General features: G+C 71.8%; 15 protein-coding genes and 1 pseudogene. 6 read left to right on the forward strand and 10 right to left on the reverse strand.

Annotation, left to right across the window (positions count from 1 at the left end):
* Nucleotides 1–66: 66 nt before the first annotated feature.
* The 3 genes from OG373_RS03535 to OG373_RS03545 form a co-directional block, all read right to left on the reverse strand.
* Nucleotides 67–1,371 carry an alpha/beta fold hydrolase gene (locus tag OG373_RS03535; protein ID WP_405443920.1) on the reverse strand — a complete coding sequence of 435 codons (1,305 nt, stop codon included), beginning with the start codon at nucleotides 1,369–1,371 and terminating at the stop codon, nucleotides 67–69.
* Nucleotides 1,372–1,497: 126 nt separating this feature from the next.
* Nucleotides 1,498–2,583, reverse strand: a complete 1,086-nt coding sequence (locus OG373_RS03540) for an S-(hydroxymethyl)mycothiol dehydrogenase (protein WP_405435770.1) — start codon at nucleotides 2,581–2,583, stop codon at nucleotides 1,498–1,500.
* Nucleotides 2,584–2,656: 73 nt separating this feature from the next.
* Complete coding sequence (locus OG373_RS03545; protein WP_405435772.1) at nucleotides 2,657–3,595, reverse strand: LysR substrate-binding domain-containing protein; 939 nt, start codon at nucleotides 3,593–3,595, stop codon at nucleotides 2,657–2,659.
* Nucleotides 3,596–3,666: 71 nt separating this feature from the next.
* Between OG373_RS03545 and OG373_RS03550 the strand changes: the two genes are divergently transcribed.
* Both OG373_RS03550 and OG373_RS03555 read left to right on the forward strand, forming a co-directional pair.
* Nucleotides 3,667–4,608, forward strand: a complete 942-nt coding sequence (locus OG373_RS03550) for a dihydrodipicolinate synthase family protein (protein WP_405435774.1) — start codon at nucleotides 3,667–3,669, stop codon at nucleotides 4,606–4,608.
* 438 nt (nucleotides 4,609–5,046) lie between these two features.
* Nucleotides 5,047–5,706, forward strand: a complete 660-nt coding sequence (locus tag OG373_RS03555; protein WP_405435775.1) for a transglycosylase SLT domain-containing protein — start codon at nucleotides 5,047–5,049, stop codon at nucleotides 5,704–5,706.
* 18 nt (nucleotides 5,707–5,724) lie between these two features.
* On the opposite strand, the gene OG373_RS03560 is transcribed toward OG373_RS03555, so the two are convergent.
* From OG373_RS03560 to OG373_RS03575, 4 genes and pseudogenes are all read right to left on the reverse strand, one after another.
* Entirely contained in the window at nucleotides 5,725–6,630 is a 906-nt protein-coding gene (locus OG373_RS03560; RefSeq protein ID WP_405435777.1) for a phytoene/squalene synthase family protein, read from the reverse strand.
* A gap of 85 nt (nucleotides 6,631–6,715) precedes the next feature.
* A complete protein-coding gene (locus tag OG373_RS03565) occupies nucleotides 6,716–8,434 on the reverse strand; it encodes a serine/threonine-protein kinase (protein ID WP_405435778.1) in 1,719 nt (572 codons plus the stop codon).
* A gap of 27 nt (nucleotides 8,435–8,461) precedes the next feature.
* A pseudogene (locus tag OG373_RS03570) lies at nucleotides 8,462–9,265 on the reverse strand (peptide-N4-asparagine amidase); the annotation flags it as partial.
* 346 nt (nucleotides 9,266–9,611) lie between these two features.
* On the reverse strand, nucleotides 9,612–10,514 hold the full coding sequence (locus OG373_RS03575; RefSeq protein WP_405435780.1) for a hypothetical protein: 903 nt from the start codon (nucleotides 10,512–10,514) through the stop codon (nucleotides 9,612–9,614).
* Between the two features lie 107 nt (nucleotides 10,515–10,621).
* Between OG373_RS03575 and OG373_RS03580 the strand changes: the two genes are divergently transcribed.
* Entirely contained in the window at nucleotides 10,622–12,022 is a 1,401-nt protein-coding gene (locus tag OG373_RS03580) for a hypothetical protein (protein WP_405435782.1), read from the forward strand.
* 109 nt (nucleotides 12,023–12,131) lie between these two features.
* On the opposite strand, the gene OG373_RS03585 is transcribed toward OG373_RS03580, so the two are convergent.
* The 3 genes from OG373_RS03585 to OG373_RS03595 are packed head-to-tail and all read right to left on the reverse strand — an operon-like array spanning nucleotide 12,132 to nucleotide 19,452.
* Nucleotides 12,132–14,888 carry an RNAseH domain-containing protein gene (locus OG373_RS03585; protein WP_405435784.1) on the reverse strand — a complete coding sequence of 919 codons (2,757 nt, stop codon included), beginning with the start codon at nucleotides 14,886–14,888 and terminating at the stop codon, nucleotides 12,132–12,134.
* Nucleotides 14,885–18,223 (reverse strand): hypothetical protein, encoded by a 3,339-nt coding sequence (locus tag OG373_RS03590; RefSeq protein WP_405435785.1) that lies wholly within the window; start codon nucleotides 18,221–18,223, stop codon nucleotides 14,885–14,887. The genes OG373_RS03585 and OG373_RS03590 overlap by 4 nt, the downstream gene beginning before the upstream one ends.
* Before the next feature lie 26 nt (nucleotides 18,224–18,249).
* Nucleotides 18,250–19,452: a hypothetical protein gene (locus OG373_RS03595; RefSeq protein WP_328786963.1), complete on the reverse strand. Its 1,203-nt coding sequence runs from the start codon at nucleotides 19,450–19,452 to the stop codon at nucleotides 18,250–18,252.
* Between the two features lie 210 nt (nucleotides 19,453–19,662).
* On the opposite strand from OG373_RS03595, the gene OG373_RS03600 reads away from it, so the two are divergent.
* The 3 genes from OG373_RS03600 to OG373_RS03610 all read left to right on the forward strand — a co-directional run bounded on the left by OG373_RS03600 (nucleotide 19,663) and on the right by OG373_RS03610 (nucleotide 22,297).
* Nucleotides 19,663–20,544 (forward strand): protein kinase domain-containing protein, encoded by an 882-nt coding sequence (locus tag OG373_RS03600; RefSeq protein ID WP_405435786.1) that lies wholly within the window; start codon nucleotides 19,663–19,665, stop codon nucleotides 20,542–20,544.
* On the forward strand, nucleotides 20,526–21,017 hold the full coding sequence (locus OG373_RS03605; protein WP_405435788.1) for a GNAT family N-acetyltransferase: 492 nt from the start codon (nucleotides 20,526–20,528) through the stop codon (nucleotides 21,015–21,017). Before OG373_RS03600 ends, OG373_RS03605 begins: the two co-directional genes overlap by 19 nt.
* Nucleotides 21,018–21,424: 407 nt before the next feature.
* Nucleotides 21,425–22,297, forward strand: coding sequence for an SIR2 family protein (locus OG373_RS03610; protein WP_405435790.1), 873 nt, complete (start codon nucleotides 21,425–21,427; stop codon nucleotides 22,295–22,297).
* Nucleotides 22,298–23,260 lie beyond the last annotated feature (963 nt).

Raw genomic sequence — 23,260 nt, forward strand, 5'->3', positions numbered from 1 at the left:
GATCAACTTCTGCGGGAACGATTAATCGGGGCCCCCATCACACCCCTGACCTGCGCGGACAGCGGCTCACGCCTCGTCGCGGGCGAGGGACAGCAGCCGGTCCAGGACGCGGGGGCCGCTGGCGCGGACGCCGTCGTGCTCGAACTCGTCCGTCACCCAGGTCCGCAGGCCCCGGATGGAGCGGGCCGTCTCCAGCGAGTGCGCGGTGTCCACGTACATGTCGTCGTGGTAGACGGCGGCGGCCACCGGCACCTCGTTGGCGGCCAGGCGGGCCGGGTCGTAGAGCGGCTGCCAGCCGGTACGGGCGGCCAGGAGTTCGGCGGTCTCGCGCAGCGGGGCGAGGGCCGGGTCGGTGGTGAAGTGCCAGGGGTGAATGGTCTCGCCGGTGAAGAGCAGCGGCTCGTCGCCCGCGAGGGCCTTGTCCGCGTCGAAGCGGGGGTGGCCGGCGCGCACCCGTTCGGCGGCCCAGGCCGTGGGCGTGGCGGGGTCCTGGGCGTAGATCGCCTCGTGGACCAGTGCGTAGAGGGGGTGTCCGGCGAAGGAGAGCAGGGCGCGGGCGCTCTCCAGGAAGGCGTCGGAGAGGGCGGGTCCGGCAGGGGTCGTGACGAAGGCGTCCTCCAGCAGGTAGTGGAGCTGGTGGCTGCCGTCGCCCCCGCCGAGGAGGATGCCGAGGGACTGGAAACCCCCGACGGTGAGGCGGTGGCCGCCGGGGAGTTCGGCCGGTGCGTCCGCGAGGTGGGCGGCGATCCGGCGGGCGCGTTCGACGTCCATGGGGTAGCGGGCGTAGTGGGCCAGGTTCTTGCGCTCGATGCGGGGGTACGCGGCCTCGTACACCTCGTCGGCGGTGGCGGTCAGGGACGGCAGGCCACCGGTGATCAGCGCGGCGGTCAGACCCTCGGGCGCGGTGGAGAGATAGCGGGTCGCGCAGAAGCCGCCGAAGCTCTGGCCGAGCACGGTCCAGGGCGCGCCGCCGGTCAGGCCGGGCCGGATGGTTTCGGCGTCGCGCACGATGGAGTCGGCGCGGAAGTGGCCGAGGTACTCGGCCTGCCGGTCGGGGGTGCCGCGCAGGGGCAGGGTCTGCCGGTTCACCGGGGTGGAGCGGCCCGTTCCGCGCTGGTCGAGCAGGAGTACCCGGTACTCGGTCAGGGCGCGCTCCAGCCAGGCCTGGCGGCCGATGAAACGGCGGGCGCCGAAGCCCGGACCGCCCTCCAGGTAGAGCAGCCACGGCAGCGTCTCGGGGTCCTTGCCTGCGGCCACGACCTCACGGGCGTACAGCTCGATCCGCTCCCCGTCCGGGCACGCGTGGTCCAGCGGGACGGAGAACCGGTGGTCGGTGAGGACCGTGCCGGGCTGGCGGTAGCTGTGTGCGATGGTCACGGACGGCCCCCAGGGGTACGAGGAGATGAAGACCGCGCCCCGGCCGGGTGGAGGCGGGGGCGCGGGGTGGTGGCCCGATTCCAGGCGGGCCGGGTCCGGCCGGGTGGGCCGGACGGGGTGTCAGAACTCGACGACCGAGCGGAGGACCTCGCCGCGTTCCATCCGGGCGAAGGCGTCCTCGACACCGTCGAGCGGGATGGTCCCGGAGACGAAGGCGTCCAGGTCGAGCCGGCCCTGCAGGTAGAGGTCGATCAGCAGGGGGAAGTCGCGCTCGGGCAGGCAGTCCCCGTACCAGGAGGACTTCAGGGCGCCGCCGCGGCCGAACACGTCGAGGAGCGGGAGTTCGAGCTTCATCTCCGGCGTCGGCACGCCCACCAGGACCACCGTCCCGGCGAGGTCGCGCGCGTAGAAGGCCTGCCGGTAGGTCTCCGGGCGGCCCACGGCGTCGATGACCACGTCCGCGCCGTTGCCGTCGGTCAGGGCCTGGATGGCCTTGACGACGTCGTCGGTGCGCCCGTTGACGGTGTGCGTGGCGCCCAGGCCCCGGGCCCATTCCAGCTTCCGGTCGTCCAGGTCCACGGCGATGATCCGCGAGGCGCCCGCCAGGCGGGCTCCGGCCACGGCCGCGTTGCCCACTCCCCCGCAGCCGATGACGGCGACGGAGTCGCCCCGCCCGACGTTGCCGGTGTTGAGGGCGGCGCCGAGGCCGGCCATCACCCCGCAGCCGAGGAGGCCGGCGGCGGCCGGGGCGGCCGCACGGTCCACCTTGGTGCACTGACCTGCGGCGACCAGGGTCTTCTCGGCGAAGGCGCCGATCCCCAGGGCCGGGGAGAGCGGGGTGCCGTCCTCCAGGGTCATGGGCTGGGTGGCGTTGTGCGTGGCGAAGCAGTACCAGGGGCGTCCTCGCCTGCAGGCGCGACAGGTGCCGCACACCGCACGCCAGTTGAGGATCACGAAGTCGCCGGGCGCCACCGAGGTGACGTCCGGGCCGACGGATTCGACGATGCCGGCGGCCTCGTGGCCGAGCAGGAAGGGGAACTCGTCGTTGATGCCGCCCTCGCGGTAGTGCAGGTCGGTGTGGCAGACCCCGCAGGCCTGCACCTTGACGAGTGCCTCACCGGGTCCCGGGTCGGGCACGAGGATCGTCGTCGTCTCCACCGGTGCGCCCTTGCTCCGGGCGATGACCCCTCGTACGCGATGCGTCACGTCGTACCCCGCTCTGATCGAATCGGTCTGGATCAACGAACGTACACGGGCGCCACCCGGTACGGGAGTTGTGTCACGTCACGGCGCGCGACCCGACCAGATCCGGTGGTACGGCGGCCCGAAGTGCCGCACCGAAGGCCGCCACGGCGGGGTGGGCACCGGCACCGCTGCGGAAGGCGAGGTTGGTGCGGCGCTGCATGAGCAGGCGCGTGAGGTGTACGGCAGGCCGGTCCGGGCCCGTGACCCCGAGCTGCGGTACGACGGCCACGCCCTGGCCCGCCGCGACGAGGGCGAGCACGGTGGCGAACTCGTCGACCCGGTGGCGGACGCGCGGGGTGAATCCGGCGGCCTGGCAGGCCCGGACGGTCATGGCGTGGCAGAGGGTGCCGGGGGTGGCGGTGATCCAGGGCGCCCGGGCGTGCGTACGCAGGGCCGCCCCCTGGTCCGGTTCCGGTTCCCCGGGCCGGTCGGGGGCCGGGCCCTCGGGCGCGGCCAGGTACATCGCCTCGCCGTACAGGGGCTCGGTGGCCAGTCCCGGCTCGGGCTCGGCGGGTACGAAGTCGTACTCGTGCACCAGCGCCACGTCCAGGTCCCCGGCCCGCAGGGCGTGCGCCACCGCGGCCGGATCGGTCTCCGAGACCATCGGCTCCAGCCCCGGGTGGCGCCGGGCGAGGGTGATCAGCGCGGCCGGGACGATGGCCCGGGTGGCGGTGGGGAAGGCGCCGATCCGCAGGGCTCCGGCGAGCCCGCCGCGCGCCTCGGCGAGGTCGGCCTCGGCCTGTTCCAGCTGTTCGAGGACGGCTTCGGCGTGCCGGACCAGGTTCTGGCCCGCCGGGGTGAGCCGGACCCGGCGGCCGGTGCGCTCCAGCAGGGGCAGGCCGGCTTCGCGTTCGAGGACGGTGAGCTGTTGGGAGACCGCCGAAGGGCTGAAGGCGAGGGCTTCGGCGACGGCGGCGATGGTGCCGCGGCGGGCCAGTTCGCGCAGCAGGCGCAGGCGTCGTACATCGAGCATCGGCTCAACTTACGGTTCGGGTAAGAAACGCGAACTGGATTTGATCCTTTCCGCGGGTGAGGCTCGTCGGCATGGCACAGGACATCGCAGTCATCGCAGCGACGGCAGCCCTTCCGGCCCGGCCGTTTCAGGGGATCCACGTACCGCTCGTCACGCCCTTCACCCGCGCCGGGGAGGTGGCCGTCGAGGCGCTGGAGGCGCTCGCACACGAGGTGCTCGACGCGGGGGCCACGGGGATCGTCGCGCTCGGCACCACCGCGGAGGCGGCCTGCCTCGACGAGGCGGAGCGCGACCTCGTCACCGCCGTGTGCGCCCGGGTCTGCGGGGAGCGGGGCGCGCCGCTGACCGTCGGGGCGGGGGCGAGCGGCACCCGGGCCGCCGAGGCCTCGCTGGCCCGGCTGGCCCGCCTGCCCGAGGTGCGGGCGGCGCTGGTGACGGTGCCGGCGTTCGTCCGGCCCGCGGCCGCCGGTGTGCTGGCGCACTTCGCGCGGCTGGCCGGTGCGAGCCCGGTCCCGCTGATCGTCTATCACGTCCCGTACCGCACCGGGCAGCCGCTGGACGCGGCCGCACTGCGGGCGCTCGGATCGCTGCCGGGGGTCGTCGGGGTGAAGTACGCGGGCGGCGGCATCGGCGAGGACGCGGTGGCGCTGCTCGGTGACCTTCCGGCCGGGTTCGAGGTGCTGGCGGGTGACGACGTGTACCTGTCGCCGCTGCTGGCGCTGGGTGCGGCGGGCGGGATCCTGGCCTCGGCGCATCTGGCGACGGGCCGTTTCGCGGAGCTCGCCGGGGCATGGAGGGCGGGTGACGTGGCGCGGGCGCGGCCGCTGGGGCACGCGCTGGCCCGGATGTCGGCGGCGGCCTTCGCCGAGCCGAATCCGGCGGTGCTCAAGGGCGTCCTGCACGCGCAGGGACGGATTCCGACCCCGGACGTCCGGCTGCCCCTGCTGCCGGCCTCGGAGGGGGCGGTGAAGGCGGTATCGGCAGCGCTGGAGGCGCTGGAGGGGTCGGTGTGACCCGAGGGGTGAACCGGCCGCCGACCGGACGCGAACGGCCGGCGGAGCATCAGGCCCGGACGGCCGGCAATCCGCCGGAAAGAATCCCTAATGGGCGATTCGCCACCTACGGGTCGGTCGCCCGAATGCGGCACCCGGAGAGTGGACTTGCCCGAATTGGGCGCCCAGCCGGCGACCCGTGATGTGAGCCACACCGAACACCTCAACATCATTTCCCGCGAATAGCCGGTTCCCTTTTCCGGAAAGGGAACCGGCTATTGCGCCATGCCGCCTTCAAGGTCATTTACCCGACCGAAAGCGAGATGTCGATCTATCGGTGGAATTCGGGGCTTGTTCGGGCGCGGCGCGCTCGCCTACGGTCACCTCGTTCCTGGTGGTCAGGTGCCGAATCCGGCCCCCGCCCGGGATCTCCCGTCCCCCCACGTGAGGAATTCCGCCATGCCTGCAAAGGGTAAGCACCGTCGGCCGAAGCACTACCGGATCACCCGCAAGCTGGCTCTCGCCGGCACCGGTGGCGCGGCCCTCACTCTCCCGCTGATCAGCGCGACCACCGCCGGAGCGGTGGAGACGGCCGCCCCCATGACCTATTCCGTGGTCGCGGGCGACACCCTTTCGGAGATCGCGGCGCAGCATTCCCTCAGTGGCGGCTGGCAGCAGCTCTACGACGCGAACAAGACCGTCGTCGGCGACAACCCGTCGGTCATCCGCCCCGGCATCAAACTGACCATCGGCAAGCAGGTGAAGGCGGCCGCGGCGGCCAAGACCGCCGCCGCCTACCCGAACAATCTCGACGGGTGGATCCGCGAGTCCCTCGACGTCATGGCGAAGCACGGTATTCCCGGCTCCTACAACGGAATTCACCGCAACGTGATGCGCGAGTCCTCCGGCAACCCGCTGGCGATCAACAACTGGGACATCAACGCCCGGAACGGGATCCCGTCCAAGGGCCTGCTCCAGGTCATCGACCCCACCTTCCGCGCCTACCACGTGCCCGGCACCTCGCAGGACTCCTACGACCCGGTCGCCAACATCACCGCCGCCTGCAACTACGCGGCCGCGCGCTACGGCTCGATCGACAACGTCAACGGGCCCTACTAGGAAACTCCCTGCACCGGTTCACACCGGGCGACGCCGGGCGGCGCGGACGAGGATCCGCAGGGGCGCCGCCGGGCCGTACCCGATGTCCCGGCGCAGGGCGGCGACCCCCGCGCGCTCCACGGCGGTCAGCTGGTGCGCCATCAGCTCCGTCATGGTCGCGATCACGGGACGCAGTCCGGGCTCGGCGAGGTCGAGGATGCCGCGGGCAGCGTCCAGAGCCGTACGGGCACGCCGGCACTCGGCGGCGAGGAGGGCTCGTACGGCCGGGGTGTCGCGGGCCTGTTCCAGGTCGGCTCGGGTCACCTCGTGTTCGGCGAGACGTGCGCGGGGGATGCAGAGCCGGCCGTCCGCGAGGTCCCCGCAGAGGTCGGCGAGGAAGTCCACGCGCTGGGCGGCGTCGACGAAGCGCCGCCAGCCCGCCGCCTGTTCGGGGTCGGGGCCGCCCCGGTACTGGAGCCCGGTGAAGACCAGCACCCCCGGCCACGCGTACGCGTCGAGGTAGGCCTGGAAGTCCTCCTCCGCCTCGAAGCCGTCGAATCCGGCCTCGGCGGTGGCGGCGCCCGCCAGGAAGCGGGAGACCCAGTGCGGCGACAGGCCGCGGGATGCCACCGCGTGCGCGTAGGCCCGCAGGAGCGGGTCGGGGCTGTCCCCGGACTTGAGGGCCGCCTCCACCCGCTCGGACAACGCGGCGAGACCGGCGGCCCGTTGCTGCGGCGTACCGGTCTCGGCGACGTCGTCGACCAGGTTCATGAAGGCGAGACCGGCGGCGAGGAAGGGCACCAGCGGCGGCGCGGCGAGCATCCGCAGCGCCAGGTACGGGGCCGGCTCGCGGCGGAGCACCCGGCGGGCGGCGTACGTGTAGTCGTCCCGCAGGCGGGAGCCGGACACACCGGCCGCCGTGAGGGTGGTGCGCCAGCTGGGCATGATGGTCGTGCTCCCTGACCCGTCGGACCGTACATGCGTACATGCATACGCGTGTACGTGCGTACCTGTGTGCGGGTACAGGATGTCAGGAGCCGACGACCTTCTTGACCTTGCCGTCGATACCGGCGAGCACATAGCCGCCGCGGCCGTACTCATCGCTGAGGTAGGGGCGCATGCAGGGGACCTGGTCCATCATCCACGGCTCGACGATCACATAGGTCGAGGTCGGCTTCTCGACGCCCAGCTCCTTCTTGGACTGCTCCAGCAGGCCGGGCAGAGCGTCCCAGTTGACGGTCGACATGTCGATCAGCGGCTCCCCCTCCTCGACCGTGCCGTCGGGTCCGGTGCGCGTGGCCGCCCCGTCCCGGTACTGCCACGCGTCGACGGTCTCGGCGCCGGCGGCGGTGGGGATCGACGCGAGCACGTATCCGTCGTAGACCTTGAGGTCCACGAAGGTCGTGGTGCCGGTCTTCTCCTTGAGCGCCTCCAGGGCGGTCCGGATGTTCTGCGGAGTGAGCATGCTGCCGCGGGCCGCGCCGGCCTTGGACGTGCTCGCCTTCGGGCCGGGGGTGGAGGCGGGGGGACCCGCCTGGCTGGCGACGGCGGGCCGGGTGGCGCGGGCGTCGACGGCGTCGTCGTCACCGGAGTTCCCGTCGGGCAGCAGCTGGACGATCCCGACGACGGCGGCCGCGAGCACCACCGTGAGCGCGGCGCCGATCAGGGCAGGGCGGCGGCGCGGGGCGGACGCCAGCGGGACCGGCGTGGTGGTGGACCCGTACGGGGAGCCACCGGAGCCGAACGGCGGCGGGGTGGGCGATCCGTAGGGGCCTCCGTACGGGCCGAACTGCCCCGGGACGGCCGGCGCACCGCCGACCGGCGTGACGGCGGCGGGCGGTGCCGGGGCGATCGGCGGTGCGGGGAAGACCGGCGCCGCGCCCGCCCCGTAGCCGGATCCGAGAGCGGCGCTCGCGTCCCGGAGCAGCTGTTCCAGCTGCGCCCCGTCGGGCCGCGCCGCCGGGTCCCGTACGAGCAGCCGTTCCAGTACGGGCGCCAGCGGGCCGGAGCGCACGGGCGCCGGGATCGGCTCGTCGAGTACGGCGACGACCGTGGCCAGGCTGGTGGCCCGGCGCAGCGGGTGGACCCCCTCCGCGGCCACGTAGAGCAGCATGCCCAGCGACCACAGGTCGGAGGCGGCCAGTCCCTCCTCGCCGCGGACGCGTTCGGGCGCGATGTACTCGGGCGAGCCGATGAGCACCCCGGTCGAGGTGAGCCCGGTCGATCCGTGCAGGGCCGCGATGCCGAAGTCGGTGAGCACCGCCGACCCGCTGGGGCGCAGCAGCACGTTGGCCGGCTTCACGTCGCGGTGGAGCACCCCTTCGGCGTGCGCGGCGCGCAGCGCGGAGAGCACGTCGAGGCCGAGCCGCAGCACGTCCGCGGGCGGCATCGGCCCGGACGCCAGCCGGTCGTGCAGGGAGCCGCCCTGGACCAGCTCCATGACGATCCACGGGTGTCCGTCCGCGCCGTCGGACGGTTCGACGATGTGGTGGATCGTCACCACGTGCGGGTGGGCGAGGCGGGCGAGGGCGCGGGCCTCACGGACGGCCCGTTCGCGCAGCTGGTCGGCGAGGCCGGGTTGGGCGGCGGCGGTCGCCGGGTCCGGCGGGCGCACCTCCTTGAGTGCGACCTCGCGGTGCAGGGCGATGTCGCGGGCGCGCCACACCGTACCCATGCCCCCGCTGCCCAGGGGTGCGACCAGCTCGAAACGGCCGTCGATCAGCTGTCTGCCGGCCTCACTCGTGTCCATGGCCGCTCATCGTAGGGGGCGGCGGAATCAGCAGCGGCGGCGGTCCACCGTCAGCGTGCCCTGGACGGTGGCCACCGTACGGTCGTAACACCCGCCCGGCGCTCCGGACCCGTACAACCGGTAGCGGGCGGAGGTGGTGGCGACCGCGTGCCGCTGGTCGCGCGGGACGTTCGCGGTGTAGGTGGCGTCACCGGTGTACCGGTCGTCGAGGCGGGAGCTGTCGACGGTACGCCCGCCGCGCACGGTGACGGTGTCCGCGCGGTCCCCGAGCGCGAGGACGGTGCGCAGCCGGTCGCCGTCCCCGAGGGTGGTCTCGCCGTCCATCGTGTAGGTGCGGTCGGTCCGGGTGGTGGTCGGCCCGTACGTCACGCTCTCCTCGTCGGTCCAGGTGGCGGCGAGCGCGTCCTGGTTCTCGCCGTCCGTCCAGCGATGGACGGAGGTGCTCCGCACCGTGCGGGTGACGGTGGTGGCCACCCGGCCGTGGGAGGTGTTCAGGTGTCCGGCGACGGTCAGCCGGTGTCCGCCCTCGGTGTCCAGGCGGTGCTGTGCGCCGGGGGCCGCGGGCGTCCAGCGGGAGTGGCCGCTCGGATCGCTCTCCTCGTGCCGGGTCAGGGCGCCGGTGACGACCTGCCGGCCCGCGTCCTGCCAGAGCAGCAGATTGGTGGGGGTGCTCCAGCCGCTCTGACCGGCCGGCACGCCGGCGACCGAGACCTCGATCCGGTGCGGGCGGCCGTCGTTGAGGAGGGCGGCGAAGGGGGTGAGGTCGTAGCGGATCGGCTGGACGTCGAAGGCGCGCGGGCCCGGGGTGACGTACCAGAGGAAGGAGTTGGTTGAAAGTAGCGGAGCACGTCTGACCTGCGGTTTCCCAGGAATCCCTCGGGATATCACCACACTTGGTGTGCCCGGAGTAGCCCCAGGTCACCCCGTGGATTCCCCGATCTCGCGCACCACCAGGTGCCCGGGGGTGCCCGGAATCCGACGGTGCGTCAGAACCAAGGGGCCGCCTCACGCCGCCCTAATGGGGCCGCGATGCCAGGACGATACGGGCGCCGCCGTCGACCCGTACATCAACCGCGACGTCCTCGCGCAGCAGATCGCCCGCGAGGAACAGCAGCGCCGCGCGTCGTCAGAGCTCGGTGGAGGGGCACGGTTAGCGGAGGAATCTCTGCCTGAGCTCTTAGTACGTTTCGAAGTCGGGTTCCCAGTCCGGGTCGGGCTCTTCGTCGTCGTTGAGTATCTGGGCTTTGATTCCAGCGAGATCGAGTTCCCACGTCGTGAGTATGAGACCGCACAGGCGGCACCCGAAGTGCCGGGGGAGGAACCAGACCTGCAGATAGTCCCCGTCCTGCTTGTCCCGGCCGCTTGCGAAGCCGGTGTGTCCGCACGCGGGGCATTCTGCGGGTACGGCGATCGGCCACGGAGCGGCGGTCGGCAGGGCGGAGAGACTGCTGACGAGTTCGGCGATCTCGGCTTCGGACAGGCGCCGGGTGGTCTGGGCGAAGTGCTCGCGGGCCTGCCGGAGTTTGGCGTGGTACCGGATCTCCATCTCGGTCACGGCCTGGGCCACCAGCGCGGTACAGGCTTCGAAGTGAGGCCCCCAAAAGCCCTCGGGCTCGGCCGACAGGGCCTTCAGCAGGGCGTTGATGTGCTCGATGCCCGCCTTCAGGAGATTGCGGCATTCCGTCACCGGCTGACCCCACCCCATGTGGGTGATGCCATTGCGAGACTCCCGGAGCTCCTTGAGCCCGGCAGGCGTCTGGTGCCCGGGGCCGAGGAGCTGGGCTGCCCTGAGGATGGCCCCCTCACCGCTGATGGTCTTGAGGCCGGCGCGCCCCTTCTTCGTCCTGTCTTCGTTGCCACTCAGGACCAGGAGGTCATCCAGGCTCGGCTGCTTCTCCGACGCGAGGAGCACGGGAGCGATGGACGCCAGGAACGCCTTGGACGCGTGTTCCACCGCGACCGCCATGTGGTGCACGGCGAAGTCCTGGTCTATGGGCTCCTCCAGGTACGCGTCGACAGCCGTGCGAGCCCACTTCCGGGCCGATATCAGCAGGTGCTCGTGGATCGATTCGTGCGACATGCGCATCAAGGTAGAGGGGTGGTGCGGGAGTGCACTGCGAATTTGCCTCCTGACCAAGGCGATCGGACGGGGTGGAATCGTGTCCGGGCGTCGCTCATCATCAGGGGATGGGGGAACAGATGGACATGGCGCTGCTGCGGAGGCTGATCGACGGCGTGCTCTCCACGCTGTACAAGCGCTATACCGAAAAGGAACTGCCGGCGCTGTGCGAGCGCCTCGGCCTTCCCCCGCCCAGTGCGGGCAGCAGCAAGCACGAGCGCCTGGTGGCCAGCCTGAACGCCTGCCCCGACGACCGCCTGCCGGACGTCGCCGACGCCGTTCTCGACCAAGAGGAGCTGGGCCAGGCCGAACGTATGGCGCTGCAGGACGTTCTGTGGCTCGGTCGTCACCACGTGCAGATCCCGAGCCGGACCAGGCGCGAGCTGGCCAGAGACTTCGATCTGTCCGATCACCTCGGCTACCCGGACCGCTTCATGGCGCTGTTGGGCCGCATGTGGCACCTGGACAACGATCCACTCGGCGGCTGGACCACCCCGACAAACAGCCTGCGCAGCCAGATCGAGCGCCACGTGATCCGGTTCCCGGACGACTGGACGACCGAGCAGTTCTTCGAGCAGCTCGGTGCCTTCGAAGCACCGCACCCCCGCTTCGGCGTCTTCCTCGAGAGGCTGGCCTCCGCCGCCGTCCTTCCCGACGAGCAAGCCCAGCGCCGCTTCGTCGAGCTCGCCAACCGGCATCTACAACCGGCTGGCGCCATCCTGAGCCAGGATGGAGAGGCCGACGGCTACCCCCGGTTCCACCTGGTCCAGCACGGCCGCGGCACCGCGCGTCGGCCGCGCAACCTCATCTTCGCCACCCTGGGCAAGCCCGACATCCGCTTCACCAGCGCCCTCGACAACGACATCGAGGTCGCTCAACGCGACGACAAGGTCCTGGTCTACGACCACCCCGTCGGCAAAGAGGGACTGCTCTGGCGCCACCTCCTAGCCTGGTGGCAGGAGACCCGGAACATCACCGACCACGAGCAGGCGGCCCGGTCCCTCTACAGCCGCATGGAGGCTTCCCTGCCCCCGAAGTCTCCAGGGCAGAAGAACCTGTTCTGGCACTACCACCACGCCCACCGGGACCACCTGAACGAGGTCCCCGCCCTCCTGCCGGAGATCTGGCTCCACTGGGACCCCAAGACCCTCCGCGAACGCGGACCGCAGGCCATGCAGAACCTGCGCATGGACTTCCTCATGCTGCTCCCCGGAAACCGGCGGGTGGTCCTGGAGGTCGACGGCATGCAGCACTTCACCCGCAACGCAGGAGCCGAACCCGACAGTACGAAGTACGCCGCGACCATGGCTGGCGACCGCGCCCTGAAGTTCCGTGGCTACGAGGTGTTCCGGTTCGGCCACGACGAACTCCGCGACCGCGACCGTGCTCAGCCCCTGCTTGCCGACTTCTTCGGGATGCTCCTTGACTGCCCACCCGGCTTGCGAGTGCCGCAGTCAGCCGGAGGCTGATCTGGGCTTCACAGTTCTGGTCAAGGCGCCCCTCTGTCTTCCAGGCCGCCCCTGTTCAACCGGGCCCGGAAATTCTCAGCGCCTCCTCGTCGGGGTTAGCGCGCCTTGGCTACAGGCTGGTCGTCTCCTCCTGCGCGGTGTCCTCGTCTTCGGCGGCATCGGGAGCGTCCTCGGTGCTCTCCGCGGTGCGGCGGTAGTAGGGGTGGGTGGAGTCCATCCTGCGGGCGAGGTGGAGGGGGGTGGGGGTGCTTTGGCGGACGTCGGAGGTGATGCCCTGGTTGGTCAGGATGGCGGCGACGGCTCCGATGAGGTCGCAGTCAGCGTCGGGGCTCTGGGCGATGACGGTGAACCGGGTGGCGGTGTGGGCGTAGCCGTTCTTGCTCTGGCTGCCGCTGTCGAAGCGTGTCTCGTCCTTGCCGAAGCGGCCGGCGGGGCCGGCGGCCCAGGTGCGGGGGACGTTGACGAGCAGGAGGTCGGGGTAGGTGACGGCGCCGTCGTCGGTGGCGAGCTGGAAGAGGCTGTTGGTGGTGTCGGTGGCGCGCCAGGTGCCGTCGCTGGTGCGCATGTGGGCCCCGGTGGGGCGGCCGATGCGTTCCAGGTCGCCGATGACGCGGACGGTTGCCAGGGGGCGTTGGGCGCGGGGGAGGCTGTGGCCGGGCAGCCAGGACGCCGGCCGGGGCATGCCGGGCGGCGGGTTCTGGCCCAGGGCTTCGTCGGTGAGGCCCGCCCAGATGTACTCGGCGGCGTCGCCGTCGACGTAGAGCACCGCTGGGGCTGGTGAGGGGAGTTGGGTGCGGGTGGCGATGAGGGCCTGCTCGACGATGTCCGCGGCGGCGCGGGCCTGGAGTGTCTCGTCTGCGGCGGCGCGGTATCCGCTGACGTCCCAGGCGAGGTCGGCGGCGTGCAGCGCGGTGGTGGCCGGGCTGTGGGGCTGCCACTGTCCGGCCTGGGGGCTGTAGGCCCAGATCTGCCAGGGGGCGTCCTTTCCGCCGGTGGGGCGCATGGCGGTGAGGGTTGCGGTGATCGGTGCCGGTTCGGTGTTGCGGCGCTTGCCGGGTGTGCGGCGCTGGGCGTGACGGCGGACGTGGATGCCGATGTGCCACCAGTTCTCGAGCGGAAGTTTGCCGAACGCGGCACCGAGGCGGTGGTCGGTGGCGCCGACGCCGCTGAGGATCTCGCGCAGCACGTTCGCGGTCGAGCTGTCGAGGCCGCTCTGGCGGGAGGCGACCTTCTTCGCACGGTACTTTTCGTTGTAGGGCTTGCCCTCCCGGGTGTGGGTGGGGACCGGCGGCGGGGCCTGCTTGATGTATTGGGAGGTCGCTGCGAGGCGCGCGAGAGCCTGCTTGGAGGGCCACTTGCCGTCCTCGGCCTCGGCCTTCTCGCGGGCTTCGACGCTCGGATACCAGCGCTCGGGGTCCCAGTCGGTCTCGCAGATCGCCGCGACGAGCGTGTCCTCGCGGGTGTGGGGGGCGAGCATCTGCGCCAGGTCCCGCTCGCGCTCCGCGCTGGTGCGCGGTCCGTGGCCGAGGGCACTGGCCTTGTCGTGGAGGAAGACGACCTCGATACGCCCGCCGGCGGCGGGTTCGACGCCGCCTTCGACGGCCTTCCAGTCCTCGCGGGTGCCCCACTGGGCGGCGATCGCGGCCTTCACCCGGGCGCGGACCTCGTCGGTGCTCCACAGGACGGGGACGAGGAGGGTGCCCACGCCGGCGGCGTCCAGGGCGGCGGGGATCCGTTCGAGGGGGATCGGTCCGCTGACGCGTGAGCCGCTCTCGGTGGGCGGCACCTTGATGCCGGGGACCTCGATGAACACGGGGCTGCGGTGGCTGTACTTCTCGCACCGGGTGTCGATGGCTTCCTCGATGCGGCGGAAAAACTCCATGCCGTGTCCGCGGCCCAGGCCGGGGGTGCGGACGCTGGCCGGGGCGATGGCCCAGACCGGCCCCGGGGACGTGTCGGCTAGGGCGTCGTCGGCCAGGTGCTCGGGGAAGGGCGGCACGTTCGAGCTCAGGCGGGGCAGTGCGGCCAGGCGGCGGCTGGCGGCGACCGCGGGGACGTTCAGGCGGCGCTTCCACGGCGGGCCGTCGGTGGTCGCGGCGACGGTGAGCGGCTGGTCGGGGTTGGCCAGCAGGACGGTGGCGACACCCTTCCAGGAGGTGGCGAGGAGGGTGGTGGTGGCGTTCACGGTCAGCGCGTGGCGCCGGGAGTGCCCGCTGGCGGCGGTGCCGATGGTGATACGGGGCAGCAGGTGGCGCACGATGCCCTTGCGGTCGGGTTCGGCGGGCAGTTCGTGGCCGATCGCGGCCAGGCGGCCGTCGGTGCACAGGGCGAAACGGACGGGGGCGCCGTTGTTGCGGGGCCACTCGAGGGTGGCGAGTTCCTCGGCCAGGCGCCAGCGTGCGAGTTCGCCCGGCCACCAGCCGCGCGAGCGCTTGCCGGCGCTCGGCGGCGGGGGCAGGACGGCGGAGCGGGGCTCGGCCCGGGCGAGGAGTTCGGCCAATTGTTCGCCGATGCGCCGGCCGTCGGGGCCCGGGACCACGGCTTCGGCCCAGTAGCGGAACACGTCGCGCCGGTCCTCGGCGCTGATCGGCGCCGCGCACAGGAGCTCGTAACAGCCGTCGTTCCACTGCCAGCGCGCCCAGGTGCCTGCCGCCGCGCGCAGGACACATTCCAGCGCCCGGTAGGGCGGCTGCACGTCCAGACTGGTGCTGACGTTGCGTTTGTACTCGCGCGAGAGCTCCATGGCCAGGTCCATGACGGGGGCGTCTGGCCGGTAGGCAATAACCTTGCCCAGGTCGGCGGGAGCGGTGCGGAACTGCAGCAGGCGGGCCTGCTTGCGGGCGACGCTGTCGAGCGGGCGACTCATGCGTACTCTCCCAGGTAGGCGTCGAAGCCCGCGCGCAGCGCGGGGAGCAGGTGCTGGACGTGGGCGTACTCGGCGATTTCCTCGATGGTGTAGCCGTAAGAAGCGCCGAGCTGGACGAGGTCGTCCTGCGGGGACTGCTCAAGCAGCCCGCGGACCAGGGTGGGCAGGTCGGATCCCCAGGTGGGGTCGTGGAAGGCGCCGTCGATGAAGTGGAGCTCGACGTGGGTCTGCCCGCGGCGTCCGCGGCCTGCCAACTGGACGCTCTGCCCGAGGAGGGTGGCGACGAGTTCGTACTTCAGCTCGTCGGGCAGGGCGGAGAAGCGCTTGGGCGCGTTGAGGTTCAGGCGCAGGTGCGCGTCGGCCGCCGCCCGGGCCTGGGCCAGGACGGCGGCGGGGTCGTCGCCGGGCACGGTGCCGCGCCAAGCCCGGGCGGCGACGCTGGCCGCCAGCACCGCCGGGTCGTCGGCCGGCATGACCGGCCGCACACCCAGGGCGATCAGGGTGATGGCCGACACGGCGACGCCCTCGAACACGGTCAGCACGTTCAAGCCCCGCTCGGTGCGCGGCAGCGGTGAGATGAGCACCTCGCCGTCGAGGTCCGCCAGCTCCGCGAAACGGTCGCGGGTGAGCTGGCCGATCGCGTCGCAGACCGGCGGCAGAGACGGATCAGGGGTGTCCGCGACGGCGACGTAGATCCGCAGCCGCCGCCCGAGGGCGAGCGCGGTGTCGTACAGGGCCTGGGCGAACAGGCGCCCCTGCCGGTAGGAATTGACGGTGATCAGGGCCCGCGCGCGATGCCGGGTGCGCGCCTCCGCCGCAAGCCGGTCCAGGTCGCGCACCAGGCACGGTGCGTAGCCGGCGGCCAGTGAGATGACCCGATGGTCGCGTTCACTGTAGGGAGTGCTGCCGACGGCCAAGAGCTTTCCGTCGGAGACGGGGGTGCTGTTGAAGATGGTCAGACCACCGCGGAGGGTGTCGGGCATCGCCCAGTCGGGGCGGGCGAGCAGGTGGGTACGTGCCGCGCCCGGCATGAAGCCGGTGGCGGACATGCCCAGGACAGTACGCTGGCGGCCGCTTAGGGCGAGGGAGACGATGCTGCCGAGGAACTGCGTCTCGGTGTGGGGGTCGGCGCGCAGCACCTCCATCTTCAAACTCGCATGGGCACCCGGGTCGTCCAGCCCCTCGAAGCGGAACCCGCCCGGCTGGCGGCCCAGTGGCCCGAACGGGACGACGGTGCCGGCGCCCTGGTGGCCGATCGCGTCTGCGAGCTCGGAGGCCGCGTCGATGCCGTGCCCGGCGAGTTCGCCGACCCTGTCCGTCAGAGGGAACATCGTGTGGACGATGGCCGTCAGCCACGTCTTCATGATCAGCGCGTGCAGGACGCCCGCGGTGACTTCCGTGCGCGTGGGCGCCCGCACCGGCTCCGGCCGGTCGAGACTGCGCTGCGCCGGCACCGTGGACTCGGCAGGTGCTCCGTCGCCTCCGTCCTCGGCGGCGCAGAAGGCTGGCAGCGCTGCGGAGAGGATCTCCCGCAGTTCGTCCTTGAGGGCGGCAAGCTGCCACTCCCCGCCCTCGTCGATCGTGAGCATCCGCTCCAGTAGGCCCGGGACGGGCCGCAGCCGGTCCGGCAGGACGGCGCTGGGAGGGCGGTCGCCCGGCCGGGTGGCCACGCGCGGGAGCAAGGCCTGCAGACGGTCGGCCTGCTCGGCGGTGGCCGCAGCGTCACGGTCCACCCCGATCAGGTGCTCCAGCAAATGCCGGTCCCACTGATGGGGCTGATACCAGCGCTTGCGGTCCTGCAGGACCTGCCGCGTCCGGCGCGGGTCCTGCCCGCGGGCCAGGGCCCGCGCCTGGGCGACCTCGGTGCAGACCTCCTCCCCGGCCACCAGGTCGAGCAGCTGCTCGGCCAGGAACACCGCCCGGGTCAAGGGCCGACGCACGGCCATCGCCAGCCGCGGCGGCGCTTGGTGAAGGCTGTCGCGGATGCGCCGCAGCACCGTGGTTGGGCGGGAGCGGGACGCGAGCTCCAGCACGCCGCACGCGTCGAACCCCCGCGACTGGTAGGCGTCGACCTCGTCGACGACCACATAGGACGCCAGGCGCAGAAGGAACTCCCGCACGCTGATGCTGTTGCGGACCTCCCCGTCGACCTCCACCGGAACCTTGATCATCCCGGACTGGAAACAGGCATGGGTGGTCACGATGATCCGGGCCGTCGTCGCGGCCTCGACATGGGAGAACTTCCCGCAGGACGACGCATAAGGGCACAGCGCCCGCTCCGGCTGGCCGAAAGCATCCGACGCCGCGACCGTGCACGGCTCCCTGCCGGCTTCGAAGGCGTCGCGTCCCTCGAGCTGCGCCTGCACGGCGCACCCGTAGGCGGAGTTGTCGATGAGGAAGGCGATGCTCGCCGAAGCGTGCGCCAGCGGCACGCCGGTGCCCTCCAGCTTCGCCGCGGAGCGCAGCGCGAAGTTGTACCGGCTGTTGGGGGCGATGAACGGCGTGGCCGTCTCCTTGACGCCCGCCGCCCGCAGCTCCTGCTGCAGGGTGGAGGCCTCGGCGTAGACGTCGCCGTTGTCGCTGACCACCAGCACGGTGGTGCGGCCCTGGCCCGCCTGCTGGATCGCCAGCCCCCGGCCGAAGACGTTCTTGCCCACGCCCGGAGGCGCACTCAGCAGGTGCATCCGGCCCGGCGGCAGGACGACAGGTTCCACGGGGCGCTGTCCGCCACCGATGGTCCCGCGCAGCAGCAGCGCGATCTGCTTCTCCCGGAAGGCCGGGCCCTTCATGCCCTGGTCGGTGTCCCGACTCTGCCAGCCGAGCTCGTCGGCATCTACCACCAACTCCACCGACGGCGCGGTCACGACCTGAGGCGGCCTGTACACCCCCTGCTCGTCGGGGAAGGCGAGCTGGACCCGCCCACGCGATGTCGGCGCCGACCAGCCCGATCCGCTCGCGACCCGCAGCATCCGCCCGCGCCTGGTCGGCGCGAGCAGGCGTTCGGCGACGTCCGAAGGGTCCTGCCCGTGAGCCGGCAGCACCTCGAGCGCCCGCCCCCGCGCGCTGTACCCGAGCGCGTAGAGAGCGGGCAGCGGGTCGTCCACGTCCGGAGTGTGGAAGACGTCGTAGACGGTCCGTTCGACGTGGTGCAGTAGTGCCTCCCCCCGATGGCGGGTGCCCAACAGCGGGCCGAGGCGCTGCTTGTCCGCCTCCGACCACTGCTCCCAGCCCGCCACGGCACGCGGCGCGTGCCCGCTCAGCAGGACATGGGCGTCCGCGACGCGCACCACCTGCCGCCCGTCGCGGAACCGGGCGGGAAGAAGATACTCAGCCAAGGCCAGAGCCCCGGCAATCGTCCTGCTCACGCCCCCTCCACCTCCGCCACCAGGTCGCCATCGGTCAGCACGCGCGCCCCGCTGCCCCGCACCACCCGGCGCAGCAGCGGCAGGTACCCCCGCAGGTGTTCAGGCACCACAAAGCACAGATCGCCGGGCCCCTCGGGATCCTCGCGCAGCTTCTGGGCCAGCCCGTACGGGTCGGCCCAGGTCTTGACGTCGACGCGCCACGCCCTGGACCGGCCGGGACGAGTGACATGCAGGTCATAGGCGTCGCCGAACGGCCACAGCCGCACCTCCGCGCCCAAGGCGACCAGCCGGTCGCGCAGCTCGACCTCCAGCAGGCCCGGGAGCGTCACCCACAGCCACAGGGCGTAGGGCAACGCCACGTAGCCCTCCACGGGCAGCAGCTCCGGCACGGTGCGCAGTTCGCCGCACGGGACCAGGCGCCAGCCCGCCACCGCAGTCGGCTCGGCCCGGTACCGGGCGCCCAGCAGGCTGTGGCGCTCGTCCTCGCACTCGACATTCACCACGCCGTTGGTGCGGTAGGTGGCCCGCATCGTCCATCTGCACATCGGACACGCTGCCCACAGGCCGCCGAACTGCCGGGTCGGGGAGATATCGGTGTACGCGCCCAGCTCGACCAACGCGGTGTTCCGGGACAAAACGCGCCGTGTCAGGACGGGCGTGCGGACCATCGCCTCCCGGCCCTGGGTGTACGCCTCGAAGCCGACGGCCCTCAGCGCGCGGAAGACGGCGTGCTGGACGGTCTCGCCGGAGATCCGCGACAGCCCGGTACTCACCGGCAGCATCCCCACCGCCCGCAGCAGGCTGTGCAGATGGCGGATGTCGGCACCGATCCCCGGGGCCTGGTGGCCGTGCTCAGAGGCCTCCACCGCGAGCCGGTGCAGCGCCGAACTGGGCATGCCGTCGTCATCGAGCAGCCACAGCTTGCCGAGCACTGATCCCTGGGGACGTCCCGGCAGAAGGTCGGCCACCCGGCTTCCGCGGAGCCGACGGGCGAACACCTCGTAGGACGGTGCCTGCTCAAGGACCCCGAACGAGCGCACGTAGCGACCATGGCACTCCATCAGCAGCCGCATCCGTCCCTGCGCCTCGCCCTCACTGCTACTCAAGGCGAGCGCTGCGACCACGCAGGCGTCGAGCGCTGCGCGCTGGTCCGCGTCGAGTTCTTGAACGGCCGCTGCCGTCCCGGCTACCGCCGACACTCCGGTCCTCCCTGCACCGCATCGAGCCCATGCCACAACCTCAACCCCTCCGCCCTGTGGGAGGGCACGGGAGTTCGGGGACCTTCCCCCGATCCGGTGACCCCAGTCCGACGTGCGCGGTGCGGTGGTCTTCCGGACGGACTCGTGTCCGGCTGCCTCCGGATCGGGGCCAGCAGCGTCGTGCTCCCAACAGCGCTCCGCAGGCGACGCGTGGGCCAAGCGCTTCCTCCCCCCGGTGAAGCCCTCACCCGCCTCACCGAACGGCTCGGTGATCCCATCACCGCCAGACTCCTGAGTGACCGGCGCGGTTCCCGGGCCTGGAAGATCCAAGGGCCTCGGGGAACCGTGGCCCTGAAGGCGAACAGCCCCGACGAGGCGACCGCCCGGGACAAGGCTGCCGAGATTGCCCAGGAGGACGAGCACCTCCTCCGCCTCACCGAGGCCGGCGCCCTTCGCCCCGACTACCGCGTCGCCGCCGGCCCTTGGGACGGTGGCCGGTGGCTCGCGGTCGGCTGGGTCGACGGCGTCCCGCTGTGGCGGGCGCTCGCCCTGGCCCGCGGCCCCGAAGGCGACCGCCCGTCGGTCCGGACCTGGCTCCAGCGCATCGTCCGCACCTGGGCCGAGCACCTGGCCGGCTGGGCCCACGCCGACGTCCAGCCCACCAACACCCTCATCGCCGAAGGCGGCCGCGCCGAGGTCATCGACTACGCCCTCGCCTGCGGCCCCGAACCGTATAGGCGCTTGCCGTACCGCGGCGCTCTAACCCACACGACCGCCCCCGAGATCGCCGCCGCCGTTCTCGCGACCGCGGCGGACATACACGTTCAGGCGCAGCCGGCTGCCGACGTGTGGAGCCTGGGTGCCTCCTTGTTCTGGTGCTGGACCGGCCACCGCCCCGTCCCCTACGACGACAGCCTCGACCGCCTGGACAAGCTGGCGGTCATCGCCACAGGCCGCGCCAGCCCGCTGGCCGACGTACGGCCCTGGCCGTTCCCCGACTTCGAGACCACTATCACCGCCTGCCTGGCCCCTGACCCCGCCGACCGCCCAACCGCCAAGGAACTGATCGCAGCATGGCCCTGCGCGCCCTGACCCTCGACGACGCCCCCGCCCTCACCCGCATCTACAGCGGCGCCTCGGTCCGGTACACCACCGGCCGCGCGCTCTCTCTAGACCAGGCCCCGGAGAAGATCCGCAGCGCCCTCGTACGGGCGGCCGCGACTCCGAGGGCGCAGTGGAGCTGGGGCATCCTCGCCGCCGACGAGATGATCGGCCTCATCGCTCTGCGCCGCCGCTCGCCCGTTATGGGGACCATCAGCTACATCCTGCGCGAGGACACCTGGGGCAACGGCTACGCCACCGACGCCGCCCAGCAGGTCGTCGCCTTCGCCTTCACCACCGCTGGCCTGGAGCGGGTGGAAGCCATGCACCACCCCGCCAATCCGGCCTCCGGCCGTGTCCTGGCCAAGGCCGGCTTCTCCCGCAGCGGTACCACCGACCAGCCTGCCGCCGATGGGGCCGTCGTGCCGTACGAGACGTACGCAATCCGAAACAGGGCGCGCTAAGGCGCAGGAGAGGCGCACCGGGAGGGGCCTGTCCGTGTCCGGGGCTGGCGGCGCTGTCAGGACGGCTTGCCCCGGCTCGGGCGGGTCAGCGGCGCCCGACGGCGCCGCGGACGAGGGCGTAGGTAATCACGCAGAAGCCACCCGTAGGTGAGTGCCGATGCTGGCGAGTTCGGCTGCCAGACCGTGTTCTCGGCGGTTGTTGGAAGGCCGGTCAGATGAGCGGTTCCTCAGGGTTGTGAGTGGCCGAGACTGCACCCTTCTCGTCCATCTGACGTAAACTGGTGCTGGGCGGTCAACTCCGGCCGCTCTGCTCCCGCGTGCCCAAGGAGGCGTGCCGTGGTCGAACAGTCGACGGAACCCCATGTGAATCTTGCCCTCGGTCTGCGGGCCGTACCCGGGGGTACGCGGTGCTGCTCGGTGCCGGGGCTTCCGTATCGGCCGGCATGCTTTCCGCCTGGGGCGTCCAGTGCGATCTGATCCGCCAGATTGCCAGCGTCGAGGGCGTCGAGATCCCCGATGGAGACGACGGTCCGTACGACTGGTACGTGAACCGCTTCGAGCGCGACCCGGCCTACGACACCCTCCTGGCTGACCTCTCCGATACCACGGGCGGGCGCCAGGTGCTGCTCCGCTCCTACTTCGAGCCCGACGAGACGGAGCGCGAGCAGGGCATCAAGCAGCCCGCGGACGCGCACCGCGCTCTCGCACGCCTGGTCGCCGACGGATACATCAGGGTGATCATCACCCTGAACTTCGACCACCTCATCGAGGACGCCCTACGCGAGGCCGGGCTGCGCCCGACCATCATCAGGCGCCCGTCCGACATGGCCGGGATGATCCCCCTGCACGCACAGCGCCAGGGCGTGGTCATCCACCTCCACGGCGACTACCTCGACCCGGACAGCATGCGCAACACCCCCGAGGAGCTCAGCTCGTACGAGGAGGAGGTCGACAAGCTCCTCGACCAGGTCTTCGACGAGTACGGCCTGATCAGCCAAGTACGACCCGGCCCTCGTGAACGCCCTCAGACGCTGCCCCACCCGCCGCTTCGACACCTACTGGGCAGACCCGTGCCCCCTCTCCACCACCGCCATCGAGCTCATGGAACAGCGCCAGGGCACCTACGTGCCGGCCGACGCCGACCGCTTCCTCACCCGCACCGCCGACGCCGTCACCGCCCTCGCCGAGCACAACCGCGCCAACCCCCAGAACATCGCCACCGCCATCGCCACCGCCAAGCGCGAACTGCGCGGCGACGGCCCGGCCATCAACCTCCATGACACCCTGCGCCGCGAAGCCGCCCGCCTTGCCGACCACCCGCTGCGCACGGACACCGCTGACCTCCCCCAGCCTGATCTGGACGCCGAGCACGAGCGGCGCCTTACGGCGTGGGAGGCCGAGACCGAGACGCTGGCCGCTCTCGCTGCGGTCACCGCCTACTGGGGCACCGATACCACCGACCGCTACTGGTTCGCCGACGTCGAGCGTCTCGCAACCGTCACGTGGGGTACTGGGCACAGGGCTCTCAACGATCTGCGCCGCGCGCCGGCCACCCTGCTCCTCCATAGCGCCGGTATCGCCGCGGCCGCGGCCGAACGCTGGCCGCTGGCGGCCCGCCTGCTCACCGGCCCCCGCGCCGAGGACATCATGAGCAGGCTCGACATGCCCGCGGCGGCCCTGCTCGGACCCGACACGGTTCTCAGCCTGCCCACCTCCGCAGCACGGGTACACAAGTACCTCAAGCCCATCTTCACCGGGCACGTGGTGGCCAACGAGAACGCCTTCACCGAGGCGTGGGAGCACTTCGAGTACCTGCGCCTGCTCGTCCAGGAGGACGCCGGGAACTACATCGGCACGCCGCACCTGCTGGTCTCCGGGACGCGCGGCGACTACCGGCCGCTGGCATCCCACTGGCTCGAGCGTGAACTCGCATCGGGCGACCAGCACCCGCTGCTGCGCGCCGGCTTTCTCGGAGGAGACCTCGAAAGGGTCACCAAGACCCAGAAGATGGCGGACTCCCGCATTTCCGACTGGGTCGACCGGATCGACTGGAGCACCAGCAAGGTGATCAACAGGTACGGACGGTTCTATCCTGACGAACTGAACTGACTCAGAGCGAACAAGCACTGGGGGCCGCCACCAACGACAAGGTGACGGCCCCCACGTGGCAGGTGCAACACACCCCTATGTTGCGCCCCTGAGCTGCACAAACACCGGCAACGGTCGGCCTGGTTCCGTGTTGC

Origin of the sequence: Streptomyces avidinii (assembly GCF_045161815.1) — a bacterium.
Lineage (GTDB): Bacteria > Actinomycetota > Actinomycetes > Streptomycetales > Streptomycetaceae > Streptomyces > Streptomyces avidinii.

Coding starts and splice junctions, on each gene's coding strand:
- OG373_RS03545 (WP_405435772.1), bottom strand. CDS start 3,595: ATGCTCGATGTACGACGCCTGCGCCTGCTGCGCGAACTGGCCCGCCGC.
- OG373_RS03550 (WP_405435774.1), top strand. CDS start 3,667: ATGGCACAGGACATCGCAGTCATCGCAGCGACGGCAGCCCTTCCGGCC.
- OG373_RS03555 (WP_405435775.1), top strand. CDS start 5,047: ATGCCTGCAAAGGGTAAGCACCGTCGGCCGAAGCACTACCGGATCACC.
- OG373_RS03560 (WP_405435777.1), bottom strand. CDS start 6,630: ATGCCCAGCTGGCGCACCACCCTCACGGCGGCCGGTGTGTCCGGCTCC.
- OG373_RS03565 (WP_405435778.1), bottom strand. CDS start 8,434: ATGGACACGAGTGAGGCCGGCAGACAGCTGATCGACGGCCGTTTCGAG.
- OG373_RS03575 (WP_405435780.1), bottom strand. CDS start 10,514: ATGTCGCACGAATCGATCCACGAGCACCTGCTGATATCGGCCCGGAAG.
- OG373_RS03580 (WP_405435782.1), top strand. CDS start 10,622: ATGGGGGAACAGATGGACATGGCGCTGCTGCGGAGGCTGATCGACGGC.
- OG373_RS03585 (WP_405435784.1), bottom strand. CDS start 14,888: ATGAGTCGCCCGCTCGACAGCGTCGCCCGCAAGCAGGCCCGCCTGCTG.
- OG373_RS03605 (WP_405435788.1), top strand. CDS start 20,526: ATGGCCCTGCGCGCCCTGACCCTCGACGACGCCCCCGCCCTCACCCGC.